The organism is Actinomadura sp. WMMB 499 (assembly GCF_008824145.1).
Classification (GTDB): Bacteria; Actinomycetota; Actinomycetes; order Streptosporangiales; family Streptosporangiaceae; genus Spirillospora.
On record NZ_CP044407.1, the window covers coordinates 3,273,663 to 3,299,088 of the forward strand.

A 25,426-nucleotide genomic window follows, 5' to 3' on the forward strand; every position below is an offset into this window, starting at 1 on the left:
TGTATTTAGGGTTAACAGTGCTGCTCAGAACACCCAAGCTCCAGTAAAGAGTCCTCAAGCCTGCGCCACCGATCAGGGCACGTGAGATGGGTCATTCGGGGCGAAACCGGGTAGGACTAGCCGGTTCGGGCGATCGTCCGTGACCGGTCGGCTACCCGTGGCCGGACGATCGCCCCAGGCCAGGCGTTCGCCCCAGGCCGGTCGATCGCCAGGGGGCGGGGGCGGTCGGACGTCCGGGGGCGGTCGGCTGCCCGCGCCGGGCGGTTATCCGGCCGTTCCGTACATGACGTCCACCGCGTATCTGGAGAAGCCGAGCGACTCGTAGAGCCGGACGGCCGCGGTGTTCGACTCGTCCACGTACAGCATCAGCTGGTCGAGGCCCAGGTCGCGCAGATGGTGCAGGCCCGCGAGCGTCAGGGTGCGGCCGAGGCCGAGGCCCTGCGCGTCCGGATCGACGCCCACGACGTACACCTCGCCGATGGCCCCCGGATGCACCTTCGTCCAGTGGAACCCGACGAGCCGCCCGTCGCGCTCGGCGAGGAAGAACCCGGCGGGGTCGAACCAGTCCTCGGCCTCGCGGTCGCGGACGTCCTCGATCGTCCAGGCGCCCTGCTCGGGGTGGTCGGCGAACGCGCGGGCGTTCACCCGCAGCCACGCGTCCTCGTCCGCGCCGGGACGGAACGCGCGCAGCGTCACGCCCTCGGCTACCTTCGCGGCCGGCAGCGGGGCGGCGGCAGGACGGCGCATCTGGAGCAGGGCGCGGGCACGGTCCAGACCGGCGGACCGCGCGAGCCCGGCGGCGGCGGGCAGGTCGCCGTGCGCCCACACGCGCAGCGGGCCGCCCGCCTCCTTGAGCATCGCCCGCAGCAGCGCCCGCCCGTGGCCCCGGCGCCGGTGCGCGGGATGGACGACGAGTTCACCGGAGGCGGGCTCGCCCCCGTCGGCGGGGTCGAACCGGGCGTAGCCGACGACCGTGCCGTCCTCGACGGCGAGCAGCCCGGGACGTCCGGCGCGCAGGGCGAGCGTCGAGTGCTCCGACAACGCGCCGACGCCGTCGGCGGCCGCGGCCGTGCCGGCGACCGCCAGCGCACCGGCGATCTCGTCCTCTCGCAGCGTCGCGCGCGCCCGCAGTTCACTCACGCGCCCCACCCTATTCGCCCGTCCGGCCCGCACGAGGCGTCTCGCTGGCATCGGGACGCGCGCGTCCGGGTACGGCGCGAGCCCGGACCGGCCCGCCGTCCTCCGCACCGGGCGGCGGGCCGGCCGGGAGAACCACCGGACGCCCCGTGCCGGCTCAGCCGCCGAACAGGTGCACGATCCAGTAGACGACGGCCGCCACCAGGGCCGCCATGGGCATCGTCAGGATCCACGCCGTGATGATGTTCCCGGCCACGCCCCACCGGACGGCCGACAGCCGCTTGGTCGCCCCGGCGCCCATGATGCACGACGTGATCGTGTGCGTCGTCGAGATTGGAGCGTGCCAGATGTAGGCGGTCGCGTAGAGGATCACCGAAGCGGTCGATTCAGCGGCGAAGCCCTTCGGCGGATCCAGCTCGATCACCTTGCGGCCCAGCGTCCGCATGATCCGCCAGCCGCCCGCGTAGGTGCCGAGCGACAGCGCGCCCGCACAGGCCAGGATGACCCACAGCGGGACGTCCTGCCCGTCGGAGTGCCCGGTCGTGACCAGCGCGAGGACGATGATGCCCATCGTCTTCTGCGCGTCCTGCAGGCCGTGCCCGAGGGCCATCGACGCCGCCGACAGCGACTGCGCGATCCGGAACCGGCGCCCGATCCGTCCGGGATTGGCCCGCCGGAAGATCCACAGGATCGCGATCATGACCAGGTAGGTGAGCCCGAACCCGGCGACCGGGGAGATGACCATCGGGAGCGCGACCTTGTCCACCACCGTGGACCAGCTCACCGCGGACGCCGACGCGACGCCCGCGCCGACCACGCCGCCGATCAGCGCGTGCGAGGACGACGACGGCAGCCCGAAGTACCAGGTGATCATGTTCCAGGTGATCGCGCCCAGCACGCCGGCGGCGACGACCGTCAGGCCGTGCAGCCCGCTCGGCGGGGTGATCACCTCGCTGACGGTCTTGGCGACCTCGACGCCGAGCAGCGCGCCCAGCAGGTTCATCAGGGCCGCCATGATCAGCGCGGCCCGGGGCGTCAGGGCCCGCGTGGACACCGACGTCGCGATCGCGTTGGCGGCGTCGTGGAAGCCGTTGGTGTAGTCGAAGCCCAGCGCGATCAGCACGACCACGATGAGGACGGCCGTCTGCGCCTCCGACCGCAGGCCGATGGCGCCCGTCGCGATCACGACCAGCAGCCCGATCGCCAGCAGCGGCCAGAATCCCATCGGCCCGCGCCGGGCCTGCTCGGCCAGCGACGGCTCCTCGGCCGCGGACGGCTTGGTCAGCACCGCGCCGACCTTCCCGCCGACCTCGCGGCCGCTGCGGTCGCCCGGACCCGGCGGTTCGACCGGACCGCTCATGATTCCTTGACCGCGATGGTCTCGACCGTGTTGGCGACGCTCTCGAACGCGTCCGCGGCCTCCTCCAGCCGGTCGATGACCTGCTTCATCTTCATGACCATCAGGGTGTCGTGATCACCGTTGTTGAACAGGTGCGCCAGCAGCTTGCGGTAGACCTGGTCGCCCTGGTTCTCCAGCCGGTTGATCTCGATCCAGTACTCGTTGAGCTCCTTCATCGACCGCAGCCGCGGCATCGCCTCCGCGGTGAGCTCGGCGGCGCGCTCCAGGACCTCGACCATGTGGACGATCTCCTTGGGGAACTCGTCGATCTTGTAGAGCACGACGAGGTCCGCGGCCTCCTCCATCTCGTCCATCACGTCGTCGAGCGTCGAGGCCAGCCGGTAGATGTCCTCGCGGTCGAAGGGTGTGATGAACGTTTCGTTCAACCGCCGCATGATCGCGTGAGTCGACTCGTCGCACGCGTGCTCGCACGCGCGCATCTTCTCCGCGATCGCCGGCCGGTCGGCGCCGTCGCTGATGAGCTCCACGAGCAGCCTGGCGCCGGTGACCAGATTGTTCGCCGAGTCGGCGAACATGTCGTAGAAGCTGTCCTCACGCGGCGTGAGACGCAAGCGCACGTCGTTCTCCTGATGTGCCGGAACAGTCCGCAGAGGATCGTAGGCGCAACCAGCCGTAAAAAGAACCTTTGCCCCAGCTTCGGCTGCCGTTCCCCTGACCCCTCACCTACAAGATTGCCCTAGATGGACTCGCGCATACCCGCCGGGATCCCCCAAAGGACGCGCCTCCGCGCCACACAAACGGACCCTGGCGCTACACGCCGCGACGCCACGTGCGACGGAAGGTGAGATTGGTTACAACCGGTGTCCCGGAGGCGACGTCCGGGTACCCGCCGACGGGCTGTCCCGGAAAAGGGACCGGGGACGCCCCGCTCGAGCGTCCCCGGACATGCGATCGTTCGGTCGATCCTGCGGTGTCACTCCTGCGATGTCAGCTCGCGACGACCGGCGTCGCCGGGATCCAGCCCGAGCACCATGTCGATCTCGGCGTTGGTCAGCGGCTCCGTCGCCGCCGCCACCGCGCTCAGCATCTCGGCATAGAGTTCGATCTCGTCCAGCGCAACGCGGTCGTGGACGCGCAGATCGAGGTCGTTCCGCACCGCGCCCACCTCCCGGTTCGTTCCCCACACCCCGCGTTCGAGGCTACGCTCGCGGCCCCGCGACGCACATGACCCAAGAGGGCCATTCGAGGGCCACTCCCCCATGTGGTCTTCCCGGGTGACGCCCACATGATGCGGAACCGGGCCGTCAGCCGTGCCGGAAGTCGCCCATCATCTGCTCCAGCGGCGACTCCGGCAGGTCGCGGACGGTCAGCCGCGACACCGTCGCCGCGTTCACGTCGGCGCCCGCCAGCCGCCCGGCCTGCCGCGCCACCGTCTGCTCGAACAGCGCGCGGACCGTCCGGGCGTAGGCGAACGACGGGTCGTCGCGCAGCCGCTCCAGCCGCGCCAGCAGCTCGACCTTCAGCTCCTCGTCCAGCAGGTACAGGTCGCGGTCGGCGTACGACTGGAACAGCCGCATCAGGTCGCGGTCGCCCATCCCGGTGAACTCCAGCGTCCGGCCGAACTCCGCGCGGAACGCCGGATGCCCCGCGAGGAACCGCTCCGTCTCCTCCGCCGGCCCCGAGCACACCACCAGGAACCTGCCCCGCCGCTCCCCCATCTCGCGCAGCAGCTCCCGCACCACCCCGGGCGACCGGCCCAGCAGGTGCGTCTCCTGGATCAGCAGCACGCCGCCGAGGGCCTGCTCGACCATCCCGGTGACGCGGCGCCGCACGTCCGGCTCGTCCCGTCCCGCCAGGTGCACCGGGCGGCACCCCACCACGTGCCCGGACCCCAGCAGGCCCAGCGCCGCGTAGATGCCGCCGAGCAGCCCCGCGACGGTCGTCTTGCCCGTCCCGGACGGGCCCGTGAACAGCAGGTTCCGCGCGCCCGGCGTCGGCACCCCGTACCGCGCCCGGTCCGCCGCGACCCGCGCGTCCTCCGCCAGCTCCCGCACCGCCGCCTTCACGTCCGCCAGCCCGGTCAGCCCGTCCAGCCGGTCCAGGTGGACGTCGATGTCGCCCGGCGGACGCAGCGCCGGCTCGATGCCCTCGGCGACGCCCGCCAGATCGTCCGGCGTGAGGACGAGCCGGTCGTGCGACGCGCCCGCCCGCTGCATGTTGCGGTGGCACGCCTGGTCCAGGTACGTCTCGACGAGCCGCGCGTTCACCAGGTCGCCCGGCCCCCGCAGCCGCTCCAGATCGGCCCGCACCGCCTCCAGGGCCTGCGCGCCGACCGTCACGCGCCGCTCCTCCGCCAGCAGGTGCAGCAGCGTCATCCGGGCGTCGACGTCGGAGAAGTCGGGCAGCCGGTGCACCCGGAACGCCTGCACCAGCTTCGGATGGTCCTGCAGGAGCCGCTTGTACGCACGCGGCTCGCACGTCGCGACCACCGGCGTCGCGTTCACCGGGTCCCGCCGCGCCCGCCGGACCGCCCCCGCCACCGCGTGCGGGTCCGCCGCGTCCGCGATCGCCGCGCCGAGCCGCTCGAACAGGATCATCGGCCCGGGACTCGCGAGCAGCTCCCCGATCCGCTCGCCCGGCGCGTCCCGGACGTCCTCCGCGTCGTGCGCGCGGACCGTCCCGTCCCCGAGCCCGCCGTCCGCGAGCGTCAGCGCGATCAGCCGCGCGAGCCTGCGCTGCCCCGAGTGCGGCGCCCCCACCAGCAGCACCCCGGGCGTGCCCGACCGGATCGAGCTCGGCGCACCGTCCACCCGCGTCTGCTCGAACCCGGCGCCCGCGGGCGCGGTCAGCTCGACCGCCTGCTCGCGCAGCTCGTCCAGCAGCACCGCCGTGTCCTGCCCGCCCGGCACGTACCCGATGCCGAACCGCTCCATCGCCCGCCGCTCGCTGCGATCGCTCGGCGGCGGGATCTCGTGCACGGGTGTCTCGGGCGACGGCGTGTCGTCGAGGAAGTCGAAGTTCCCGACCATCGTCTCCGACATGATCCGGGTGCCCGGACCGGGGTCGGGCGCCGTGGGCTCCGCTCCGCCCGCGTCCGTCCCGCCGGGCCCGAGGACCCGAGTCCCCGGCGGCCGCGCGGGCGGGCCGCCCTCCACGCGCGTCGAGTGCGGGTCGAACCCGCCCGGCTGCTCCACCCGCCCGGCCGGCGGCGGCTGCGCCGCACCGGCCGGGCCGTACCCGAGCTGCGTGTACGGCGGCGCGGCCGCGTCACCCTCGCCCGGCCACACCGGCCCCGCACCCTGCGGCTCCTCACCCGGCCACCCGGTTCCCGGCGGCGGCGCACCGCCCGCGGCGTCGGCGTCCTCACCGGGCCACCCGGTCGCGGGCGACGGAGGCTGCGCGCTTCGCATCGGCGCACCGGACGGCTGGAACCCCAGCTCGGTATACGGCGGCGCACCACTCGCCCCACCCGGCTTCGCGCCCTCGGCCGCAGGCTCCTCAGGCCACCGCGCCCCACCATCCGGCCGTCCAGACCCCGGCGGCGGCGGAGGCTGCGCGCTCTGCATCGGCGCACCGGGCCTCACATCCCCGCGCCCGGCCCCGGCCCCCGGTTCCGCGCCAGGCCACCGCACCCCACCGCCCGACCGTCCAGACCCCGGCGGCGGAGACTGCGCACTCTCCAACGCCCCACCCGATGACTGAAACCCCAACTCCGTATACGGCGGCGAGGCGCCCACTTCGCCCTTATCGTCCCCAGCCCCCGGTTCCTCACCAGGCCACCCGGGCCCCCGCACCCCGCCATCTGACCGTCCAGCCCCCGGCGGCGGCGGAGGTTGCGCGCTCTGCATCGGCGCACCGGGCCTCACATCCCCGCGCCCGGCCCCGGCCCCCGGTTCCGCGCCAGGCCACCGCACCCCATCGTCCGGCCGTCCAGACCCCGGCGGCGGAGGCTGCGCACTCTCCATCGCCCCACCGGACGACTGAAACCCCAACTCCGTATACGGCGGCGAGGCGCCCACTTCGCCCTTGTCGTCACCACCTGCCTGACCGGCGCCCCCCGGCCCCCGACCGGCGCCACCGCTTTGACCCGGTCCCGGCATCGCCGACGCGGCGACGCCCTCACCGCGCGGCCCCCGGTCGGCGCCGCGCCCGTCCCGGCCCGGGTCCGGCGTCGGCCGGGGGCGGGCGCCGCGCGGGGGCGGGACGTGCGGGTTCTCGTTCGGGCCCGGCCGGCCGCCGGGCGGCGGCACGGCGGACGCTCCGAAGCCCAGTTCGGTGTACGGGGGCGCGGCGTCGTCCCGCTCCTCGGCGCGGCTCTCCCAGGCGCGTTCGGCCGGGGGCTGGACGAACGGACGGTCGGGCTGGGCGGGGCCCGGCGGGTTCGGGGCGGCGCCGGGGGCCAGGCCGGGCTGGCTCTGCAGGGCGGACGCGGGCGGCGGCATCGCGGGACGCGGCGTGGACGTGTGGGTGGGCGAAGACGCCGTGGCGCGCGCGCGGTTGCGGCCGATGATTCCGGCGACGACCGCGGTCGGCACAGGGAAGCCCCGGGGGCGCGCGGGCATCCCCCCGAGACGGCACCAGGCGAGGTCCACTTCGTACATCGCGGCGAGGAGGGCCTCGGCACCGGGACCGGACCCGGCGGCGGAGCGCAGGGGTTCGGGGAGGCGCATGTCGTCGGGCCACAGCCGCCGCAGGGGGTGCCCCTGCTGGTCGGTGACCGCCTGCACCGTGTAGCGGACCTCCGGGTCGAGCCACGGGACGATCGAGTCCGCGACGTCCCGCCGGACGACGGCGAGGTCGGCGGCGAGCAGCGCGGCGGCGACGAGCCGGGGCTCGATGTAGGCGGGGTCGGCGGGGTCGCCGGACAGGTCGGCGATCACCTCGCTGAGCGTGTAGAACGCGTGCCGCAGATCGTCGCCGGGGGAACTCTCGTTGCGCAGTGCGGGCACGAGGTTCGGCGGGCAGCGGGTCAGCCACTGCTGGGCGATCGCCTGGTCGCCGTACGGCAGCGCGTCGTAGTCGACGGTCGGGTTCGCGAGCGTGGTGCCGAGGATCGCCAGCAGCGCGTCGGCGCGGGTCTGGAACCGGACGTCCTCGCGCAGCGCGTTCGCGACCGCCCACATGGTGCGCAGGACGACGACCGCGGCGTCCACGCGGCCGGCGCGCAGGCGTTCGGCGTACAGGCCGACGAGGGACTCGAGGGTCGGCGGGGTGAGCCAGCGGGGACCGTCGACGTCGGGCAGCGGCGTGGCGCGGTAGGGCTTCCACAGGTCGAGCATCTGCGCGTCGAGCCGGGAGTCGAAGGCGGGCGCGGGCGCGCACCACAGCATGACGCCCCACGCGGCGACGACCGTGGACGGCGTCTCGGGCGTGAACTGCGTCCACCAGTGCGGGTACTCGGCGGCGGCGAGCGCGGCGGCGGACTGGACGGTCGCGGCGACCCGCAACGTCAGGTCGGTGACGAAACCGTGGCCGACGAACGGAAGCCCGGCGGGCGGGTCGAAGGAGAAGTCGGGACCGGCGGGGACGACGTGCGGGGGCAGGTCGGGCACCCGCCCGCCGCCCTGCTGCGCGGGCCGCGCGGCCATCCGGACGGCCGGGGTGCGCGGTGGCGGGCACAGGTACCACTGCCCGTCGGAGGGGTGCAGCCGGTACCAGCGCGCCCAGGCGCCGAACAGCCACCAGGTTCCGTCGGGCAGCACGAGCATGCGCCCGCCGATGGAATGCCAGCGCTGCTGCCGCGCCGCCGACGGCCACCACGCCGCGGCCACCATCGCCCGCGTGTCCCGCTCGGCCTCCGCGAACGGATCACGCCCCCGCCGGGGGCTGGGCGGCGGAGCACTGCCATAACCCGGTCCCCACACCACGATCGCCATCGTATTGACTTCCTCCCCATAGCTAAAGCCGGGGAATTCCAGTCGGCGGCTCCACGGGCCGGCAAGGTACCTTCTCGGCTTCCCTCGTGCTTCGGCGGCCTCCGCGAGGGTCTCCACAGACGGCACGCCTCCGCACCACCCGACACGCTGCCGGGCCGCCCGCCCCTCGACGCCGGTCGACGCCCTGCTGCAAGCGGCTACACGGTTCGGACCCGCCGCCTCGCGGTATCGGCGCGTGACGGCGGGTCCGTGTGTGCAGGCCCGGTCCGGACCTGCTCAGTGGGTGAGGGTGCGGAAGGCCTCCCAGGCGTTGTGGCAGAACGCCCACAGCGCGAGCCGGGCGACCTCCAGCCGGGTCTTGATCTTGAAGTGGCGGGCCTCGTCGGGGGACGTGGCGGGCCGGGTGCGGTGGTTCATGGCCGCTCTCCTGGAGGGGTCGGTGCGGGTGCTGGCACCGATCTGATTCCACGGAGGCGGTTGTCCATATTTGGCCTGTGTTCGTGTCTCTGTTCAGCGCGAGGACAAGTCCCGACATCCTTGGTTGACGGTCAGTTGGCCGACCGACAGCGACCGAGCGGAGGGCGATGGATCAGGACCGGCCCAGGCGGGCGAGGCCCGGTCGTCCGCGCGGGGAGTTGCGCGGGGAGTGGGTCGAGGTCCGCGAGCTGGCGCAGTTCCTGCGGAACCTGATGGAGGGCACCGGCTCCTCGCTGCGGTCGCTGGCCGAGGACGGGTCCGTGCACTACGGACGGGACGCGATCAGCGAGCGGATCAACGGGGAGCACCGTCCGGAGTGGGAGTTCGTCGATCAGTTCGTCCGCGCCTGCGTACGGTCGGACCAGGCCGCCCGGGACCACATGCTGGGCCGGGCGAAGCGGCTGTGGGATCAGGCGGGCGCCCCCGCCCGCCGGGTGGCCGAACCGGCCGACCCGGCGGTCCCGGCGCCCCGCCGCGACGAACGGGAACCCCACCTCGCGCTGCAGCGCGCCAGCGGGTATCTCGACCGCGCCTACGCGCTGGCCGACCGGCAGCAGCACACGATCGGCGCGCTGCAGTTCCTGCTGGGCAGCCTGACCACCGCCACGCAGCACCTGGTCGCCGAACGCGACGCGCTGCGCGGCCGCCTGGAGGCCGAGACCACCGCCCGCCAGGCGGCCGAGCGGGAACTGCAGCAGCTCCGCGACGTCCGCGAGCGGCTGGCCGCCGCCGAGGCCCGCCGTGAACGCGCCGAAGCGCAACTGGCCCAGGTCCACGAGCAGATGGGCCGCACCCGGTTCTTGATCGACAAAGCCGCCTTCCAGGAGATCCAGGCGCGCCGACGCGTGGACGCCCAGGCCGCCGATCCCACCGGAACCGCCAACGGGCACGAGCAGGACGATGACCGGACGGTGCCGGCCACCACCTCGTTCATGGACCGGCACGATCAGGCGATCGCCGATGAGCTCCTGGACGGCGTTCAGGAGCTGCTGGAGGACACCGGCGACGAACTCGACGAACTCGACCGCGGCCTGGACGGGCTCGCTCCCGACGACCGCACCCCGCCCCGGCACGCGGTTGCGGAGAACGTCGATGACGAGCCCGCTGCACCCGGCTTCGGCACCCTTCCCGCGATCGCGCTCATCCCCGCCGACACCCCTCCGACAACCCCCGACAACCCTCCTACCGGCACCGACATCCCTCCTGCCCGCACGGACATCCCTCCTGCCCGCACGGACATCCCTCCTGCCCGCACGGACAACCCCCTTGTCCCGGCCGAACGCTCCGAGACGCCCACGCATACCGAGGGAGCCGGAGAGCTGGTCGACACCGCCGTCTCCGAGGACGAGGGCGTCGACGCCGAGGACCTCGATGAGGATCCCCCGAAGCCCGGCCTCCTTCACACGCTGCGCGAGACGGCGGTGACCGTCGGGACGGTCATCGGCGGCCTGGTGGTCCTCGCCATCGTCGCCGTGGTCATCCTGGTCGTCTGTATAGCGATCTGGGGTGGGCCGGACGTGGAACTCGCCTACGCCGAGGGGGACCACCCCGACCTGGTGGACAACGGAGGCAACCTGGACGCGGTCGCCTGGACGCTCGTGCCGGGCAAAGAGATCGACACCACCTGGAAGCCTCGAACCCCCGGCACCGTCACCGCCTTCAGCGGCACGCTGGAAGCCCGGAACGGCGGAGCCGACCGGACCTCATGCTGGGGCAAGGTGCAGTACACGCTCTACGCGGACGGACGCTCGATCGACACCGGCACCCTGCACTACACCCGTCGCGACAGCCACTACCGCTTCTTGTCCTCGGCGGATCTGCCAGGCACTCCCCGGACCGTCCGGGTCATCGCCCGCCGCATCGACTCCGCCCCGTGCGCAACCCGGTTGACCTGGGAGGGGGTCGGCCTCGAGACCGAAGGTCCCGGCCCTCGAAACGGGAGTTCCGACACCGCCCGCAAGGCCGCCGGATAGCCCGGCCATCAGGGCACCACCGCGGCCACCGGGTCACACGGGAACGACCGTCAGTCCGTCCAGGAGGCCTCGCGGTGCTGCTGCGCCTTCTGGACGTAGATCCGGGACGTGTGCTCGAGGACGAGCCGGTCGTCGTCGCGGAGTTCGCGGACGACCTTGCCCGGCGTCCCGGCGACGAGCACCCCGGACGGGATCGTCTTGCCGGGCGGCACGAGGGCCCCGGCCGCGATGAGGGTCCCGGCGCCGATGCGGGCGCCGTTCAGGACGATCGCGCCGATGCCGATCAGCGCGCCGGTCTCGACGTGCGCGCCGTGGACCATCGCCTTGTGCCCGAGGCTGACCCGGTCCTCGAGCACGGCGGGCGTCCCCGGGTCGGCGTGCAGGCAGCTCAGGTCCTGGATGTTGCACTCCTCGCCGACGATGATCTCCTCGTCGTCGCCGCGCAGCACCGACCCGTACCAGACGCTGGCCGCGCGGCCCAGTTTCACCCGTCCGACGACGACGGCCCCGGGCGCGACCCACGCGTCCGGGTGGATGTCCGGACGGCCGGTCCCCAGCGATCCCACGTAGTTCATGCGCCCGATGCTAGGCGGGGCCGTCCACAGGCCTGTGGACGGCCCTCGCGACACGGCGCGAGGAAGGCGAGAATCACCCCGAGATCAGATAGTTTGTCGGGCCTACTCGCACGAAAGAAACGGCAGCAAGAACGGCGTTCCGGTTGCGCGCACCGGCGGGTCCGGACGAGAGTCGATACCTGACGTTTCTACCGCGGGCCCGCTCACCGGCGGGTGAGGATCGCATCCGACCCTGACGGGGTGATACCCCCGCCAACGACCCCCCAAGGCATATGAGCAACGAAGCCGAAATCCTGCCGAACCTCCTCCAAGACGAGTCCTTCGAGATCGTCATGCGCGGCTACAACCGCCGCCAGGTCGACGACTACATCGCCCGCGCGCACCAGAAGAACCGCGAGCTCGAGGCGCGGCTGGCGCGGGCCCAGGACGACGCCGAACGCATCCGCCGGGAGATGGCCGAGCTGCGCGAGGCCCGCAAGCCGACCGGGGACGACCTGTCCGACCGGCTCCGGCAGATCATCAACCTGGCCGAGGACGAGGCGCAGGACAAGGTGTCCCAGGCCGAGGCCAAGGGCGAAGAGATCCGCAAGGACGCCGAGCTGGAGTCCAAGCGGATCATCGACGACGCCCGCGCGCACGCGGAGAAGAACCTCGCGAACGCGCAGCACAAGGCCGAGGGGCTGCTCGGCTCGGCCGAGAAGGAGGCCGACCAGGTGCTGTCGTCGGCCCAGCAGGAGGCCGAGCAGACGGTGACGACCGCGCGGGTCGAGGCCGAGCGGACGCTCACCACGGCCGAGCGCCGCGCCGGCGTCATCAACGAGGGCGCCACGCAGCGGCTCAACTCGCTCACCAAGAACCACACGCAGGCGCTGCAGCGGCTCACCGAGATCAGCGAGACCCTGCACCGGCTGCTGACCGCCGAGAACGAGGCGGGGCCGCTGGAGAAGATGGTCGAGGACGCCGTCAAGCAGGCGGTCCCGCGCAAGCAGGCGGCGTCCGGCAAGCCGGCCGCGAAGCCCGCCGCCGCACCGGCACCGGCCGACCGGCCGTCCGGGAGCGGGGAGGCCGAGCGGCCGGAGGCGGCCGCCGCCCGTCCCGCGCCGGCCGAGCAGCCCGCCGCGCCGGCGGCCGCCGCCAAGCCCGCGCAGCCCGCGCCCGCCGCGCCGTCCGCGCCGGACGCGCCCGCGAAGCCCGCGCCGCAGCCCACCGTGCACAAGATCGGGCCCGAGCTGCCGGACGTCCCGGTGCCGCCGCTCGCCAAGCACGCCGCGCCGCCGCGCCCGCAGGGCGAGCCCGGCCCGGTCCCCCCGCAGCCGCGCGGCCCGGTCGACCCCGCGTGACCGCCGCCGGTGCGTCCGGACGTGCTCCGGACGTACCGGCGCGGGCCTTCTATAGGATCTTCGGGTGAGCAAGCGAACCACCACGCGCGAGGGGACGCCCCGCCCGATCCGGCTCCTCGGGGACCCGGTCCTGCGGACCGAGTGCGACCCGGTGCGGACCTTCGACGCCTCCCTGGAACGCCTCGTCGACGACATGTTCGCCACCATGTACGCGGAGAACGGCGCGGGGGTCGCCGCCAACCAGGTCGGGGTCGGCCTGCGGGTGTTCGTCTACGACTGCGACGACGATCGCGGCCGCCGGCATGTCGGTCATGTCGTGAATCCAGTGCTGACGGCCGCCGACGGTGCCACGCTCGTCGAGTCCGAGGGCTGCCTGTCGGTGCCCGACCTGCGGTTCGACACCCCCCGCTTCGCGCACGCCGTCGTCGAGGGCGTGGACGTCAAGGGCAAGCCGGTCCGCGTCGAGGGGACCGGCTACTTCGCGCGCTGCCTGCAGCACGAGTGCGGCCACCTGGACGGCCGCGTCTACATCGACGTCCTGTCCGGCGACGCGCGCCGCGAGGCGATGCGCGCGATCCGGGCCCTCCGCGGCTAGCACGCCCCGAACGGCCGGACAGCCCTCGAGCGAGCTCGGATGCCTGAGACGACGCCGTTACGGGAGGACGATCCGGCGGCTTGGGCGACTAACGTCGCTGACGGTATATCCGCCGAACTCGTCTACCAGTCGCAACTGGATTCAGGCACCCGCAGGCGTTGCCCGACATACAAGGCGTCCCAGTTCACTCCAGGATTCAGCGATCGGAGAGTGGAGAAAGAGATGCCAAGTTTGCCAGCGATTCCGCGACCCGTGTCACCGGATTTGACGAAGTAATAACACGCCCGGAGAACGTTCGAAGAAGCAGGTCCGACGTCGGTGGTCTCGGCGAACGCGGGCATCGCTCCCACCGTCGACGACCCCATGAAGAACGTCAGCGAGAAGATGGTGAAGGCAGTTTTCCGCTTCATATCAGTCCCTTGTTCAACGCCAATGTCTTTGACATTTTAGATGCTTCGCGGCCCCGTCACCTGGCCACATCTGGCCTAAGCTTGTTCTTTAACCCGGCTGCCCGAGTCTGGCGGCAAGGGTCTTCTCGCGTTTGATCGTTTTGCCGACGTCGTGGCGGGGCGCGGGGCGCCGGTTCTTGGAGCCGGGTGGCCGCCCGGGTCCAGGTTTGCCGGGTTTCGGCGCACCGGCCGGGAGAGTGGTCTTCGCGCGGATGTTCCGGAACCCCCGGCGGACCCGGGCCGGGGTCAGCCTTCCTGCGGCTGCGGGCCGTTCCCAGGGGCGGCGCAGATCCTCGGCGAGGTGACGGGCGAGTCGGAGTTGGGTGTGCGCGGCGATGATCAGCCAGGTCCACCGGTCTGCGGCCTCGGGGGTGCGGAACTTGGGTGCGGTCCAGCCGAGGGTCTGCTTGAACAGCCGGAAGGTGTGCTCCAGATCGAAGCGCCGCAGGAACGCCTGCCAGAGCCGGTCGACGTGCTGCGGGCAGGCGCCGGTGCGTGAGGACCACAGCCAGATCGGCTTGGGGGCGCCGGTGCCGGGGATCCGCTCGACGCGCAGGAGGATCAAAGTGCCCTCGATGATCGGGAGACGGCCATCGTGTTCCAGCCATGCCGCGCGGTGGGTGAGGCGTGGGTGCAGCCGGTCCCACGAGGAGGCCGTCGCGGTGCCGTAGCGGGTGGTCCGGGTGGTCGTGGCGTGCCGCGGCTGCGGCCAGGTGTCGGGGTTGCTCAGCGCGAACTCGCCGCCGTGCCTGGGTAGACGGCCGTTGGTGCCGGGTCGGCGCGGCGGTGCGGGCAGGCGCAGGACCCGGTCCGAGCGGATCCGGCCGACGAGTTCGACCGGCAGGTCGGCCAGCAGGAACGCCAGCCGGGTCACGTCGTAGCCGGCGTCGGCGACGAGCAGGATGTCGTTGTCGCCGTCCCGCCAGTGCCCGGCCGCAAGCAGTCGTCCGACCACCCCGCGCAGTTGGGTGGCGGTCACCGCGGTCTCGTCGTCGGCGGGGCCCAGCCGGACCGCGTCCAGGACGGCCGTCCATGAGGTCCGGCCGGTTTCCAGCGCGGCCACGAACGAGTACGGCCAGCCGGGGACGAACTGCGCTGCGTTCTTGCCTCGTCCGTGCACGTGGCAGAACAGGCGCTCCGCCGACGTCTGGGCGTCCGAGCGCAGCCATGGGCTGACATCGACCGCCAGCACGATCCGGCCATCGGCGGCCCGCGGCAACGGCAGCGCGGCCAGCGACATCCGGAACCGCTCCACGTCCAGGCCGCCGCAGTTCAAGCCGTCGTACAGTGCGCCGTGCCCCCGCCGATGCTCGGGAGCCAACGCCAGGTCTACCAGCGTTCTCACCGGCCCGTCGGAGCACAGCAGCGCGTCGGTCGCTCGAACAGCGCGTCCGCCCGGGCGGTCAGACAGCCATGAAAACCGACCCGGAACCGGGACAACACCGACAGGGCATCGACACGGGCACGCTCATCCAGCAGACTCAATCCTCACGGCCTTGGTAGTGATCACACTGCGTCCTCAACAGCGCACATGATCACGCCAAGGCCGTCCTGATGTCAGGTGAACGCCTAATCCCACAGGCCAGGACCCCGGCCAGGTTAAAGAACAAGCTAAGGCATTCAAGCATTTGCCACGGCGATTTCAAGCGACCCGCCTGGTTGATCACGCCTTGGTGCACATCACCGGCCCCGCCGAACTCGAGCACGTCGTCCTGCGCTTCCGTTCCTGAGCCCGGCCCCCGGGAGCTAGTCGACGTCCAGGGGGATCACGACGCGGAAGGTGGCGCCCTCGCCCGGGGTCGAGTCGGCCTCGACGACGCCCTCGTGGGCGGCGACGAGGGCGGCGACGATCGCGAGGCCGAGGCCGGTGCCGCCGTCCTCCCGCGACCGGGACGCGTCCGCGCGGTAGAAGCGTTCGAAGACGCGCTCCTTCGCCTCGGCGGACAGCCCCGGCCCCTCGTCGGCGACCTCGAGGACGGCCGCGGGCGCGTCCCGCAGCGTCCCGGACGTCAGCCGCACCTCGATCGGGGTCTCCTCGGGCGTGTGCGCGAGCGCGTTGGTCAGCAGGTTGCCGAGCACCTGCCGCAGCCGCGGGCCGTCCCCCCTGACCTGGTAGGCCATGCCGCCGCCGACCCTCAGCTGGATCGACCGGTCCGGCGCCAGCACGCGGGTCTCCTGGACGGTGTCGGCGGCGACGGCCAGCAGGTCGACCGGGCGGCGCTCGATGGGCCGCTGCCGGTCGAGGCGGGCGAGCAGGAGGAGGTCCTCGACGAGCAGGCCCATCCGGGCGGCGGTGTCCTCGATGCGGCCGATCAGCCGACCGAGCTCCTCGGGGCTGCGGGCGGCGCCCTGCCGGTAGAACTCGGCGAACCCGCGGATCGCGGTGAGCGGGGTGCGCAGCTCATGGCTGGCGTCGGCGATGAACCGCCGCATCCGCTCCTCGGAGTGCCGCGCGGACTCCTCCGACCGGCGCGCCGACTCCTCGGACCGGCGGGCCGCCGCCTCCGAGTCGGCGCGGGCCCGGAACGCCGCCTCGATCTGCTCGAGCATGCTGTTCAGCGACCGTCCCAGCCGTCCCATCTCGGTGCGCCGGTCTCCCTCGGGGACGCGGCGCGACAGGTTCCCGGCGGCGATCGCCCCGGCGGTCGCCTCGACGTCCGACAGCGGGCGCAGCGCGGCCCGCACCACCCACGCCCCGAGGCCCACCAGCACCGCCAGCACGGACAGGCCGACGATCAGGTCGATCGCGACGAGCTGCCGGACGGTCTGGTCGATCTGCGCCATGCTGGTCCCGAGGACGAGCGTGCCGCCGCCCGGGATCGGCTCGGCGAGCACCCGCCACCCGGAGCCCGAGCCGCCCGCGCCCGGGACGGTGAACGGCTCGCCCAGGCGGCCGCTCACGTCGGCGGGCAGCCGCGGGTAGCCGCCCTCGTCGAGCGCCGCGCTGCGGTCCAGGACCCGGCCGGCGCTGGTGCGGACCTCCCCGTAGGTCTCGCTGGGGATGCGCAGCTCGATGTTGCGGACCCCGCGCTCCAGGAACGGCTGGACCTGGTCGATCGTCCGCTCCATCGACGCGTGCAGCTGCTCGTCGGAGCGGTTGACCAGGTACTGCCGCAGCACCGACGCGCCCGCGACCGCCATCACCGTCATCCCGAGGGTGACCAGCACCATCATCCCGGAGATCAGCTTGACGCGCAGCGACGTGCGTCCCCAGAACCGGCCGAGCCCGGTGAATCCGCCCCGGCGGGCGCGGGGCCGCACCGCGTGCGCGCCGTACGGACCGCCGGAGTCCGCGGTCGTCATCCCGGTTTCGGGGGCTCGCGCAGCACGTAGCCCACGCCCCGCAGGGTGTGGATGAGCCGCGGCTCAACGTTGTCGACCTTGCGGCGCAGTGCGGACACGTACGACTCGACGATCCCCGCGTCGCCCTGGAAGTCGTAGTTCCACACGTGGTCGAGGATCTGGGCCTTCGACACGACCCGCCCGGCGTTCGCCATGAAGTAGCGCAGGAGCTTGAACTCGGTGGGCGACAGCTGGATGGCCCGGCCGTCCCGCCACACCTCGTGGCTGTCCTCGTCGAGCTCGACGTCGGCGAACACCATGCGCGGCGGCGGCTCGGCCGTCCCGCCGCGGAACCGCCGCAGCACCGCCCGGATGCGGGCGATGACCTCCTCGAGGCTGAACGGCTTGGTGACGTAGTCGTCGCCGCCGATCGTCAGGCCCTTGATGCGGTCCTGCACGGCGTCGCGCGCGGTGAGGAACAGGACGGGCGTGTGATCGCCCCCGGAGCGCAGCCGACGCGCGACGTCGAACCCGTCGATGTCGGGCAGCATGACGTCCAGCACGATCAGGTCGGGCCGGTGCCGGCGCGCCGACTGCACCGCGTCGGCCCCGTTCGTCGCCGTCAGGACCTCGAACCCGGTGAACCGCAGGCTCCCGGCGAGCAGTTCCAGGATGTTCGGCTCGTCCTCGACGACGAGCAGGGTCGCCTCGGGCGTCCGGCCGCCGCTCGCCGCCGTCCGTTCAACCAATGACACGTCTCCCTCCACCATCACGGTAGAGGTTCCCATCCGAAGCTGAATGCTCCCTGAACGTGACCGGGGTACGCGCTGCGCGTCGGCGCCGCGCCGTCCCCCGCCTCCGTCCGGACGCGCCGTCCGCGCACGGGATATCGGGAGCCGGCGTTCAGCGAACCCTCAGGTACGCGCGCTTCAGTGGAGGGACAGGGCGCGCCCGGGCCCCGGTGGGGACCGGGGGGTCGCGCGCCCTGGCCAGCCCCGCCGCCGCGGCCGAGGGGACGCACCGCCGTCCCTTCGGCCGCGGTTCTTCGTGCGGCGGGCGTTCAGGACACTTTCAGGTCGGCTGCAGCCGGGATGCAGATCCGGGACGCAGTCTCTTGGGTGACAGACCACGAGGGGGATGACATGAGCGGCGATCGGACGCATCCGTCGGAGCATGAACGAGCCGCGTTCCACCCGCACGGAGGGGTGCCCGGAACGCCCGCGGAGCCCGCGGACCAGGCGGGCCCGCACCGCGAGCCGTCCGTCGGCCCGGCCGGCGAGACGCCGCCGCACGGGATTCCGTACGGGACTCAGCACGGGCCGCACGGGCACTACGCGGCGCCGTTCTCGATGCCGTCCGGTGCCGGGTTCGGCCCGCCCGGACAGGGGCCGGTCGCCCTGGGGCCGGGCGGGCCGGGCGGGTCGCGGCGGCCGCGCGGGTTCCGCCGGACGCTCGCGCTGGGCGCCGCCGCGCTCGCGCTCGCCGTCGGCTCCGGCGGTGCGGGCGCCGCGGCGGCGATCGCGCTGACCGACGAACCCGCGCGCTCCGCGCCCACGGCCGTCACCGGCGCGTCGGCGTCGAACGGTTCGGTGTCGGCGGTCGCGTCGGCCGTCCTGCCGAGCGTCGTGTCGATCACCGCGCAGTCGGGGGCGGGCAGCAGCGGCGGCTCGGGCGTCGTGCTGAGCGAGAACGGCACGATCCTCACCAACGCGCACGTCGTGGACGGGGCGCGGCAGGTGTCGGTGAAGTTCAGCGACGGCAGGACGGCGCAGGCGCAGGTCGTCGGCAGCGACCGGACGAACGACGTCGCCGTCCTGCAGGCGCAGGACGTCTCGGGACTGAAGCCGGCGACGTTCGGGAGCACCGAGGGACTCGCCGTCGGCGACCAGGTGCTGGCCATCGGCAGCCCGCTCGGCCTGGACGGCTCGGTCACCTCGGGGATCGTCAGCGCGGTGGGCCGGCAGGTCAGCGAGGGCGGCGACCAGCAGCAGGAGGTGCCGCCGTGGCTGCCGCCGGAGATGCGGCAGCAGCTCAGCCGGCAGGAGCAGACGGTGATCGAGAACGCGATCCAGACCGACGCGCCCATCAACCCGGGCAACTCGGGCGGCGCGCTCGTGAACATGTCGGGTCAGGTCATCGGGATCAACACCGCGATCCTCACCTCCAGCGGCGGGTCGGGCAGCATCGGGCTCGGCTTCGCGATCCCGGTCGAGAGCGCGAAGGACACCGCGTCCAAGATCATCACGGACGCCTCGCTCTGACCCGCGGGCGCCGTCCGGCCAAGGCTCTGGGGGGAGCGGGCGGACGGGCGGCGCCGCGGGCAGGGGGACGTTCCACGGCCGGGCCGGGCCGGGAGCGCCCTCGGCGGGACGGCCGCGCGACCCCTACCAGCGGGGTCGCGCGGCCGTCCCTGTGCCCGTCGGCCGTCCGGGAGCGGTCAGGCCGCCCGTTCGATCACGGGCACGCGCCGCACCTTCGCGAGCATCTTGCGGGTCGTGGCCAGGTAGTAGTCGCGGGGGATCGTCCGCACCCGCAGCGGCAGCCGCGGGTACACCAGCGACAGCGCGCCGATCAGCAGCCGGAACCGGATCCGCCGGGCCGCGTTCCACTTCCACCCGTACTGCGCGCGGATCGGCGCGGGCATCAGCCCGGCCGTGAGCAGCCGGATCGTCGCCAGGCCCGGCGCGGCGAGGAACCCGGCCGGCACCTTCGGGTTCAGCACCTGGTGGGCGACGGCCCGCGACGCGTCGCTGATCTCGATCGTCCGCAGCATCCCGGCGTAGTACTCGCGGAAGTCCCGGTAGGTCTCCGGCATCCGGCCGTCCGGGCAGCCGATGATCGTCGCGTAGACCTTCGTCTGCTCGTAGAACTCCTCGAGTTCGCGCTCGTCCAGCTTCCGGAAGAGCGCCTGGTAGAACTGCGCGGCCACGGCGAACAGGGTCGCCGCCACCCACACCTGCAGTTCCGGGTCGTTCGCCCGGTAACCGGGGCCGGTCACCTGCTCGTGGCCCTTCCAGACGAGCGCGCTGAACGTCTCGGCCTCCTCCTTGGTGCCGAACTGCACCGCGTACAGCCACCCCATGGTGTTCTGAAGGCGTCTCAGCGGATCGTCGGCGGTGTAGCTGTGGTCGTATACGCCCTGGGCCACCTTCGGGTGGGCGGTCTGCAGCAGCGACGCCGCCCCGCCCGCCGCGATCAGCACGCCCTCACGGGTGATCACCCGGATCAGGTCCTCGTCCCGGAACAGTCCCTCGGTCATGGCGATCAGTGTAAGTAAGTACTTGCATGCGGGAAAACCCGGAGACAGGATCGCCGGGGAGTGGGGATAATCACCCGCATGTCCGACTCGATCCCGATCCGCGGTCCGGTCTCCATCCCGGAGACCGAACTGAGCTGGCGTTTCTCCCGCTCCTCGGGACCGGGCGGGCAGCACGTCAACACCAGCGCGACCGCGGTCGAACTCTCCTTCGACATCGCCGCGTCGCCGTCCCTGCCCGAGCCCTACCGCTCCCGCGCCCTCGAGCGGCTCGCGGGACGGCTCGTCCGGGGCGTCCTGACGATCCGTGCGGAGGAGTACCGCTCGCAGGTGCGCAACCGTGACGCCGCCCGCGCGCGCTTGGCCTCGGTCCTGTCCGACGCCATCGCACCCCCGCCGAAGAAGCGCGTCCCGAAGAAGATCCCGCGCGGCATCAACGAGCGGCGGCTGGAGAACAAGAAGCGCCGTTCGGAGGTCAAGCGCCAGCGCTCCCGCCGCTGGGACTGACCCGGCGACCACCCCGCCGCAGGACGAACGGGGCCGCCGTGGCCGCGGGCAGGCTCCGCGCCGGGCGGCGGCCGCTTCCGGGCATGGCGACGATCTTGCTCATTCCGGTCGATCTCCCCGAGACTGGATGGCCGATCCCCGCGTCGCGCGAAAGGGGGGCGCCGTGCTCGTCAGGTTGCCGAGGGTCGGCACCGTCGCTGGACGGGTCCGGGCCCTGACCGCCCTGGCGCTGCTGGCGCTCGTGGTGCTGGTCGTCTCGGCCGGCCTGGCGGCGCGGGACGCGCGCACGGGAGTGCGGACGCTCGGCCAGGGCGAGGGCGCGACGGCGGAGAGCATCGGCGACATGTACCTCGCGCTCACCGAGATGGACGCGCAGGTGACGCGGACCCTGCTGACCGGGGCCGAGGCCGGGTGGCTGTGCGCCCCCGAGGTCGCGGGCACCGGTTGCGAGCGCAGCGGCGCGCGGTACGCCTACGACATCCGGCGCGAGGACGCCCAGCGGGCCGCGCTGTCGGCCGCGCGGCTCGCACGGACGGACCCGGTGCGGCTCCGCACCGTCCAAGCCCTGCTCAACGGGCTGAACGAGTACGACCGGCACGTGCAGGCGGCGATGGACGCGACGGGTTCCGGGGAGCGCGCGGACGGCGCCGGGACGGCCCTGTCGCGGGAGGCGCTCCGGGAGTACCGGACGGCGACCGCGCTGATGGCGCGCGAGCTGCTGCCCAGGGCGTCCAACCTGGCCACCGACAGCGCCGCCGACGTCGGCGCCGCGTACCGGGAGGAGCACTCGGCCGTCCTCGCGGGGCGGCTGCGGGTGCTGGGGGCGGGGCTGGCGCTGCTGGCGGCGGTCGGGAGCCTGCAGGTATACCTGGCCCGGCGGTTCCGGCGGCTGCTGTCCGTCCCGCTGGCCGGGGCGCTGGCGGGCGCGCTGGTGCTGACGGTCGCGGTGGCGTCGTGGCTGGCCACCGAAGCGGACCACATGCGCGCCGCCAAGACGGCGGGGCTGGATCCCGTCCTGCGCCTGACCCGCGTCCAGGCGCTCGGCACGAGCATGGACACCGACCGGGCCCGCCAGATCCTGGACCCGGACCGCGCCGCCCGCTACGACAACAGCTACCTCGACAAGTCGCAGGCGATCCTGCACCTGGACGACGCGGACGATCTGGACGCCTACTACCGGAACCTGGACCGCGGGATGGCCCGCTGGGCCGGGGGCGCGGGCACCGTCGACTTCGACGGGTACTTCGGCGAGCGGGCGCGCGGCGGCACGGCCCGCGCGGGCGGGCTCGGCGCGCTGCTGTCGGCCTACCAGCGCTACCAGGACCACGACCGGGCCGTCCGGGAACTGGTCGGGGACGGCCGCCCGGACGCCGCCGCGAGCGCGCACCTCGACCCGCGCTGGCGGAACCTGCCGCATCCCGCCTTCCGCGCGTACGACCGGGAGCTCGACGCCCGGATCGGCCACCACCAGTACCGCCGGGTGCACGCCGCGACGCGGGGCGAGCGGGCACTGGGTCCGATGACCTGGCTGCCGCCGGTCGCGGCGGTGGCCGTCGGGGCCCTGATCGTGGCCGGGATCCGGCCGCGGCTCGCGGAGTACCGCTGAGCACCGCCGAGCCGCCGACCGGACAGGAGACGACCGTGCGCACCGCCCGCAGCACCCTCACCCTCGCCGGGACGGCCGCCCTGGCGGGCCTGGCCGTCCTGCTCCTGCTGCTGACCCTGGTGCTCGTGCCCCTGGTGCGGGCCGGCGAGCCCGAGTCGATCACCGGACGGGACGAGCTGGTGATCGGGGTCGACGACGACCTGCCGGGCCTGTCCGCGCGGACCGCCGGCGGCGAGCGGGAGGGCTTCGAGATCGACGTGGCCACCTACGTCGCCGGACGGCTCGGCGTCGCCCCGGCGGACGTGACGTTCCGGCGCCTCGCCTCGGCCGACCCCGCGGGCGCGCTGCGCGAGGGCACGCTCGACATGGTGGTCGCGACCGTCCCCGTCACCGCGGAGCTCAAGGAGCGGATGACGTTCGCCGGACCGTACTACCTCGCGCATCAGGACGTCCTCGTCCGGCAGGACGACCCGTCCATCGGCGGGATCGGCGACCTGGCCGGCAAGCGGCTCTGCCGGGTCGCCGGTTCCGGCTCGTGGCGGGAGCTGACCGAGGGCCCGGCCCCGGACGGGCGGGAGGTCCCGGCGCGCTCCTACCGCGAATGCGCCGAGGAACTGGCCGCCGGGCGCCTCGACGCCGTCTCGACCGACGACCTGGTCCTCGCCGGGCTCGCGGGCGCCGTCCCCGGCACCACCGTGCTCAACGCGCCGTTCACCGACGTGAAGTACGGGATCGGCCTCCGCGAGGGCGACCGGGAGGGCTGCCGCGCCGTCAACCGCATCCTGACCGGGATGTACCAGAACGGCGCCGCCACGACCATGCTGAACCAGTGGTTCGCCACCTCGGGCCTCGAACTCCCCACCACCGTCCCGCAGCTGGAGGGCTGCCCCTGACGCGGGCCCGCGCGGTCAGGACGGGAGGGCGTCCAGCGCCCGGACGAGCGGTGCCAGTTCGGCGTGCTCGGCCGCCTCGTCCATCGCCTCCTGGAACGCGGCGTCGTGGGTGGGGGTGGCCTCGCCGAGCAGCGCGCGCCCGGCCTCGGTGACGTCGGTGTAGATGCCGCGCCGGTCGGTCGGGCAGATGTAGCGGGCGAGCAGCCCGCGGTCCTCCAGGCGGGTGACGAGCCTGGTGGTGGCGCTCTGGCTGAGGACGACGGCGGCCGCGAGCTGCTGCATCCGCATGTGGTCGTCCCCCTGCTGGGACAGCAGGTGCAGGACGCAGTACTCGTTCACGTTCAGGCCGTGGGCGTCCTGGAGGGCGCGCTCGATGCGGTCCTCGATGCGGTCGTGCAGGGCGGCCAGCCGCCGCCAGCCCTGTGCTCGTGACATGCCTCACACTCCCCCGCGTTGCCCGCACCATATATGCATGGTGAGATAGCACGCGTCTGCAAGTATCGTCGTGTGCAACTACCGCCACACGCGGTCTATTGCACGTGCTTACGACTGTATCCGAGGAGGGAACCGTCGTGCCGCTCGCACTGCTGGCGCTGATCATCAGCGCCTTCGGCATCGGGACCACCGAGTTCGTCACCATGGGGCTCACCCCCCAGCTCACCGCCGAGTTCGGCGTGTCGGTACCGGCCGTGGGGCTGCTGGTGTCGGCGTACGCGTTCGGCGTGACCGTCGGCGCGCCCGTCCTGACCGCGCTCGGCGCGCGGCTGCCCCGCAAGACCATGCTGCTCGGGCTGATGACCCTCTACCTGGCCGGGAACGTCCTGTCGGCGCTCGCCCCCACGTACGGCGTGCTGATGACCGGACGGATCGTGGCCTCGCTGACGCACGGGGCGTTCTTCGGGATCGGGGCGGTCGTCGCGGCGGAGCTCGTCGCGCCGGACCGGAAGGCGCGGGCCATCGCGCTGATGTTCACCGGGGTCACGCTCGCCAACGTGCTCGGCGCGCCCGCCGGTGCGTTCATCGGCCAGCAGCTCGGCTGGCGCGCGGCGTTCTGGGCGATCGTCGCGATCGGCGTGATCGCGTTCGCCGGACTCGCGGCGCTCGTCCCCGCCCGTCCGCGCCCGGCGAACGCCGGGCTGCGCAAGGAGATCGCCGCCTTCGCGCGGCCGCAGGTCTGGCTGGCGCTCGGCATGACGGCGATCGGCTACGCACCGGTCTTCGCCGTCTACACCTACATCGAGCCCATCAGCACCCGGGTCGCGGGCTTCGACGGCGGCGCGGTGCCGTTCGTGATGGTGCTGTTCGGCGTCGGCCTGGTCGCCGGCAACCTGTTCGGCGGACGGCTCGCCGACCGCGCCCTCATGCCCGCGATCTACGGGACGCTCGGCGGCATCACGGTCGTGTCGCTCGCGTTCTGGTTCACCGCGCACTCGCGGGTCGCGCTGGTCGTGACGGTCGCACTGTTCGGGTTCATCGGCTTCGCGTCGGTGCCGCCGCTGCAGACGCGGATGCTGAACGCGGCCGACGGCGCACCCGCGCTCGCGTCCGCCGCCAACATCGGCGCCTTCAACCTCGGCAACGCCCTCGGGCCCTTCCTGAGCGGGCTGGCGATCGACGCCGACCTCGGCTACACCTCGCCGTCCTGGATCGGCGGCGCCCTCGGCGCCACCGGCCTCGCCATCGCCGTGCTCGCCGGCACCCTGGCCCGAGCCGCCCGCCGGGCCGGCCGTCCGGTGCCCGCGACACCCCGGACGGACCGGACCGTCGAGCCGTCCCGAGCGGGCGAACCTTACGATTCCGGGCATGACCGCGCACGCTTCCCCGCCGGGTGACGGCACGGTGGACGAGATCGACCGCCTCGAGCGCGTCCCGGTTCCGGGGCGGCCTCGATGATCCGCCTGGCGGAGCCCCGCGAGACGCGGCGCGACCGGGAGGTGGCCGCGCTCCTGTCGGCCAAGGCGTTCGTCGAGATCCGCCACCTGGCCGCGAAGGGCCTCCGGGACACCTACCTCTGGGGCCGCGACCACGAGAGCGAGTGCGGCCCGGATCACTGCGGCTACACGCCCGAACAGTGACCAAGACCCGTAGACCGTTCATTCC

22 protein-coding genes are annotated in these 25,426 nt (G+C 73.2%); 9 read left to right on the plus strand and 13 right to left on the minus strand.

Annotated features, from left to right (window positions below):
* Nucleotides 1-264 precede the first annotated feature (264 nt).
* The 6 genes from mshD to F7P10_RS42315 form a co-directional block, all read right to left on the minus strand.
* A complete protein-coding gene (gene mshD, locus F7P10_RS14245) occupies nt 265-1,140 on the minus strand; it encodes a mycothiol synthase (protein WP_254716602.1) in 876 nt (291 codons plus the stop codon).
* Nucleotides 1,141-1,294: 154 nt separating this feature from the next.
* Nucleotides 1,295-2,362: an inorganic phosphate transporter gene (locus F7P10_RS14250; protein WP_151018036.1), complete on the minus strand. Its 1,068-nt coding sequence runs from the start codon at nt 2,360-2,362 to the stop codon at nt 1,295-1,297.
* Between the two features lie 131 nt (nt 2,363-2,493).
* Nucleotides 2,494-3,114 (minus strand): DUF47 domain-containing protein, encoded by a 621-nt coding sequence (locus F7P10_RS14255; RefSeq protein WP_151009786.1) that lies wholly within the window; start codon nt 3,112-3,114, stop codon nt 2,494-2,496.
* 356 nt (nt 3,115-3,470) lie between these two features.
* A complete protein-coding gene (locus F7P10_RS14260) occupies nt 3,471-3,653 on the minus strand; it encodes a hypothetical protein (RefSeq protein ID WP_151009787.1) in 183 nt (60 codons plus the stop codon).
* Between the two features lie 148 nt (nt 3,654-3,801).
* Nucleotides 3,802-8,373 carry a hypothetical protein gene (locus F7P10_RS14265; RefSeq protein ID WP_151009788.1) on the minus strand — a complete coding sequence of 1,524 codons (4,572 nt, stop codon included), beginning with the start codon at nt 8,371-8,373 and terminating at the stop codon, nt 3,802-3,804.
* A gap of 276 nt (nt 8,374-8,649) precedes the next feature.
* A complete protein-coding gene (locus F7P10_RS42315) occupies nt 8,650-8,790 on the minus strand; it encodes a hypothetical protein (protein WP_176611465.1) in 141 nt (46 codons plus the stop codon).
* A gap of 167 nt (nt 8,791-8,957) precedes the next feature.
* On the opposite strand from F7P10_RS42315, the gene F7P10_RS14270 reads away from it, so the two are divergent.
* Nucleotides 8,958-10,823 (plus strand): helix-turn-helix domain-containing protein, encoded by a 1,866-nt coding sequence (locus F7P10_RS14270; protein WP_151009789.1) that lies wholly within the window; start codon nt 8,958-8,960, stop codon nt 10,821-10,823.
* Nucleotides 10,824-10,873: 50 nt separating this feature from the next.
* On the opposite strand, the gene F7P10_RS14275 is transcribed toward F7P10_RS14270, so the two are convergent.
* Nucleotides 10,874-11,398: a gamma carbonic anhydrase family protein gene (locus F7P10_RS14275; RefSeq protein WP_151009790.1), complete on the minus strand. Its 525-nt coding sequence runs from the start codon at nt 11,396-11,398 to the stop codon at nt 10,874-10,876.
* A gap of 272 nt (nt 11,399-11,670) precedes the next feature.
* On the opposite strand from F7P10_RS14275, the gene F7P10_RS14280 reads away from it, so the two are divergent.
* Nucleotides 11,671-12,738, plus strand: a complete 1,068-nt coding sequence (locus tag F7P10_RS14280) for a DivIVA domain-containing protein (RefSeq protein ID WP_151009791.1) — start codon at nt 11,671-11,673, stop codon at nt 12,736-12,738.
* A gap of 64 nt (nt 12,739-12,802) precedes the next feature.
* Nucleotides 12,803-13,333, plus strand: coding sequence for a peptide deformylase (gene def / locus F7P10_RS14285; RefSeq protein WP_151009792.1), 531 nt, complete (start codon nt 12,803-12,805; stop codon nt 13,331-13,333).
* Between the two features lie 122 nt (nt 13,334-13,455).
* On the opposite strand, the gene F7P10_RS45420 is transcribed toward def, so the two are convergent.
* From F7P10_RS45420 to F7P10_RS14305, 4 genes are all read right to left on the minus strand, one after another.
* Nucleotides 13,456-13,743, minus strand: a complete 288-nt coding sequence (locus F7P10_RS45420) for a LysM domain-containing protein (protein ID WP_151009793.1) — start codon at nt 13,741-13,743, stop codon at nt 13,456-13,458.
* Nucleotides 13,744-13,831: 88 nt separating this feature from the next.
* Nucleotides 13,832-15,127: an NF041680 family putative transposase gene (locus tag F7P10_RS14295; RefSeq protein WP_218040273.1), complete on the minus strand. Its 1,296-nt coding sequence runs from the start codon at nt 15,125-15,127 to the stop codon at nt 13,832-13,834.
* Nucleotides 15,128-15,528: 401 nt separating this feature from the next.
* Nucleotides 15,529-17,085, minus strand: a complete 1,557-nt coding sequence (locus tag F7P10_RS14300; RefSeq protein ID WP_151009794.1) for a cell wall metabolism sensor histidine kinase WalK — start codon at nt 17,083-17,085, stop codon at nt 15,529-15,531.
* On the minus strand, nt 17,082-17,813 hold the full coding sequence (locus tag F7P10_RS14305; RefSeq protein ID WP_254716766.1) for a response regulator transcription factor: 732 nt from the start codon (nt 17,811-17,813) through the stop codon (nt 17,082-17,084). Before F7P10_RS14305 ends, F7P10_RS14300 begins: the two co-directional genes overlap by 4 nt.
* A gap of 393 nt (nt 17,814-18,206) precedes the next feature.
* Between F7P10_RS14305 and F7P10_RS14310 the strand changes: the two genes are divergently transcribed.
* A complete protein-coding gene (locus F7P10_RS14310; protein ID WP_254716603.1) occupies nt 18,207-19,325 on the plus strand; it encodes a S1C family serine protease in 1,119 nt (372 codons plus the stop codon).
* A 176-nt stretch (nt 19,326-19,501) separates the two neighbouring features.
* Here F7P10_RS14310 and F7P10_RS14315 read toward each other — a convergent pair whose 3' ends face one another.
* Complete coding sequence (locus tag F7P10_RS14315) at nt 19,502-20,323, minus strand: oxygenase MpaB family protein (protein WP_151009797.1); 822 nt, start codon at nt 20,321-20,323, stop codon at nt 19,502-19,504.
* Between the two features lie 78 nt (nt 20,324-20,401).
* Here F7P10_RS14315 and arfB point away from each other — a divergent pair, with 78 nt between their 5' ends.
* The 3 genes from arfB to F7P10_RS42325 all read left to right on the plus strand — a co-directional run bounded on the left by arfB (nt 20,402) and on the right by F7P10_RS42325 (nt 23,326).
* Nucleotides 20,402-20,827 carry an alternative ribosome rescue aminoacyl-tRNA hydrolase ArfB gene (gene arfB, locus F7P10_RS14320; RefSeq protein WP_151009798.1) on the plus strand — a complete coding sequence of 142 codons (426 nt, stop codon included), beginning with the start codon at nt 20,402-20,404 and terminating at the stop codon, nt 20,825-20,827.
* 163 nt (nt 20,828-20,990) lie between these two features.
* Complete coding sequence (locus F7P10_RS42320; protein WP_176611467.1) at nt 20,991-22,433, plus strand: hypothetical protein; 1,443 nt, start codon at nt 20,991-20,993, stop codon at nt 22,431-22,433.
* 35 nt (nt 22,434-22,468) lie between these two features.
* Nucleotides 22,469-23,326, plus strand: a complete 858-nt coding sequence (locus F7P10_RS42325) for a transporter substrate-binding domain-containing protein (protein ID WP_176611468.1) — start codon at nt 22,469-22,471, stop codon at nt 23,324-23,326.
* Nucleotides 23,327-23,341: 15 nt separating this feature from the next.
* Here the strand turns inward: F7P10_RS42325 and F7P10_RS14330 are convergent, their stop codons facing one another.
* Nucleotides 23,342-23,761, minus strand: a complete 420-nt coding sequence (locus F7P10_RS14330) for a MarR family winged helix-turn-helix transcriptional regulator (RefSeq protein WP_151009800.1) — start codon at nt 23,759-23,761, stop codon at nt 23,342-23,344.
* Nucleotides 23,762-23,898: 137 nt separating this feature from the next.
* Between F7P10_RS14330 and F7P10_RS14335 the strand changes: the two genes are divergently transcribed.
* Complete coding sequence (locus F7P10_RS14335; RefSeq protein ID WP_151009801.1) at nt 23,899-25,158, plus strand: MFS transporter; 1,260 nt, start codon at nt 23,899-23,901, stop codon at nt 25,156-25,158.
* A gap of 57 nt (nt 25,159-25,215) precedes the next feature.
* Nucleotides 25,216-25,401 (plus strand): hypothetical protein, encoded by a 186-nt coding sequence (locus F7P10_RS14340; RefSeq protein ID WP_151009802.1) that lies wholly within the window; start codon nt 25,216-25,218, stop codon nt 25,399-25,401.
* Nucleotides 25,402-25,426: the final 25 nt, after the last annotated feature.

Excerpts from the sequence above, each read along its gene's own strand:
- F7P10_RS14265 (WP_151009788.1), bottom strand. The coding sequence starts at position 8,373 with ATGGCGATCGTGGTGTGGGGACCGGGTTATGGCAGTGCTCCGCCGCCC.
- F7P10_RS14310 (WP_254716603.1), top strand. The coding sequence starts at position 18,207 with ATGAGCGGCGATCGGACGCATCCGTCGGAGCATGAACGAGCCGCGTTC.
- F7P10_RS14275 (WP_151009790.1), bottom strand. The coding sequence starts at position 11,398 with ATGAACTACGTGGGATCGCTGGGGACCGGCCGTCCGGACATCCACCCG.
- F7P10_RS14280 (WP_151009791.1), top strand. The coding sequence starts at position 11,671 with ATGAGCAACGAAGCCGAAATCCTGCCGAACCTCCTCCAAGACGAGTCC.
- F7P10_RS14340 (WP_151009802.1), top strand. The coding sequence starts at position 25,216 with ATGATCCGCCTGGCGGAGCCCCGCGAGACGCGGCGCGACCGGGAGGTG.
- F7P10_RS42315 (WP_176611465.1), bottom strand. The coding sequence starts at position 8,790 with ATGAACCACCGCACCCGGCCCGCCACGTCCCCCGACGAGGCCCGCCAC.
- F7P10_RS14315 (WP_151009797.1), bottom strand. The coding sequence starts at position 20,323 with ATGACCGAGGGACTGTTCCGGGACGAGGACCTGATCCGGGTGATCACC.
- F7P10_RS14270 (WP_151009789.1), top strand. The coding sequence starts at position 8,958 with ATGGATCAGGACCGGCCCAGGCGGGCGAGGCCCGGTCGTCCGCGCGGG.
- F7P10_RS14300 (WP_151009794.1), bottom strand. The coding sequence starts at position 17,085 with ATGACGACCGCGGACTCCGGCGGTCCGTACGGCGCGCACGCGGTGCGG.
- arfB (WP_151009798.1), top strand. The coding sequence starts at position 20,402 with ATGTCCGACTCGATCCCGATCCGCGGTCCGGTCTCCATCCCGGAGACC.
- F7P10_RS45420 (WP_151009793.1), bottom strand. The coding sequence starts at position 13,743 with ATGAAGCGGAAAACTGCCTTCACCATCTTCTCGCTGACGTTCTTCATG.
- F7P10_RS14250 (WP_151018036.1), bottom strand. The coding sequence starts at position 2,362 with ATGGGATTCTGGCCGCTGCTGGCGATCGGGCTGCTGGTCGTGATCGCG.
- F7P10_RS14330 (WP_151009800.1), bottom strand. The coding sequence starts at position 23,761 with ATGTCACGAGCACAGGGCTGGCGGCGGCTGGCCGCCCTGCACGACCGC.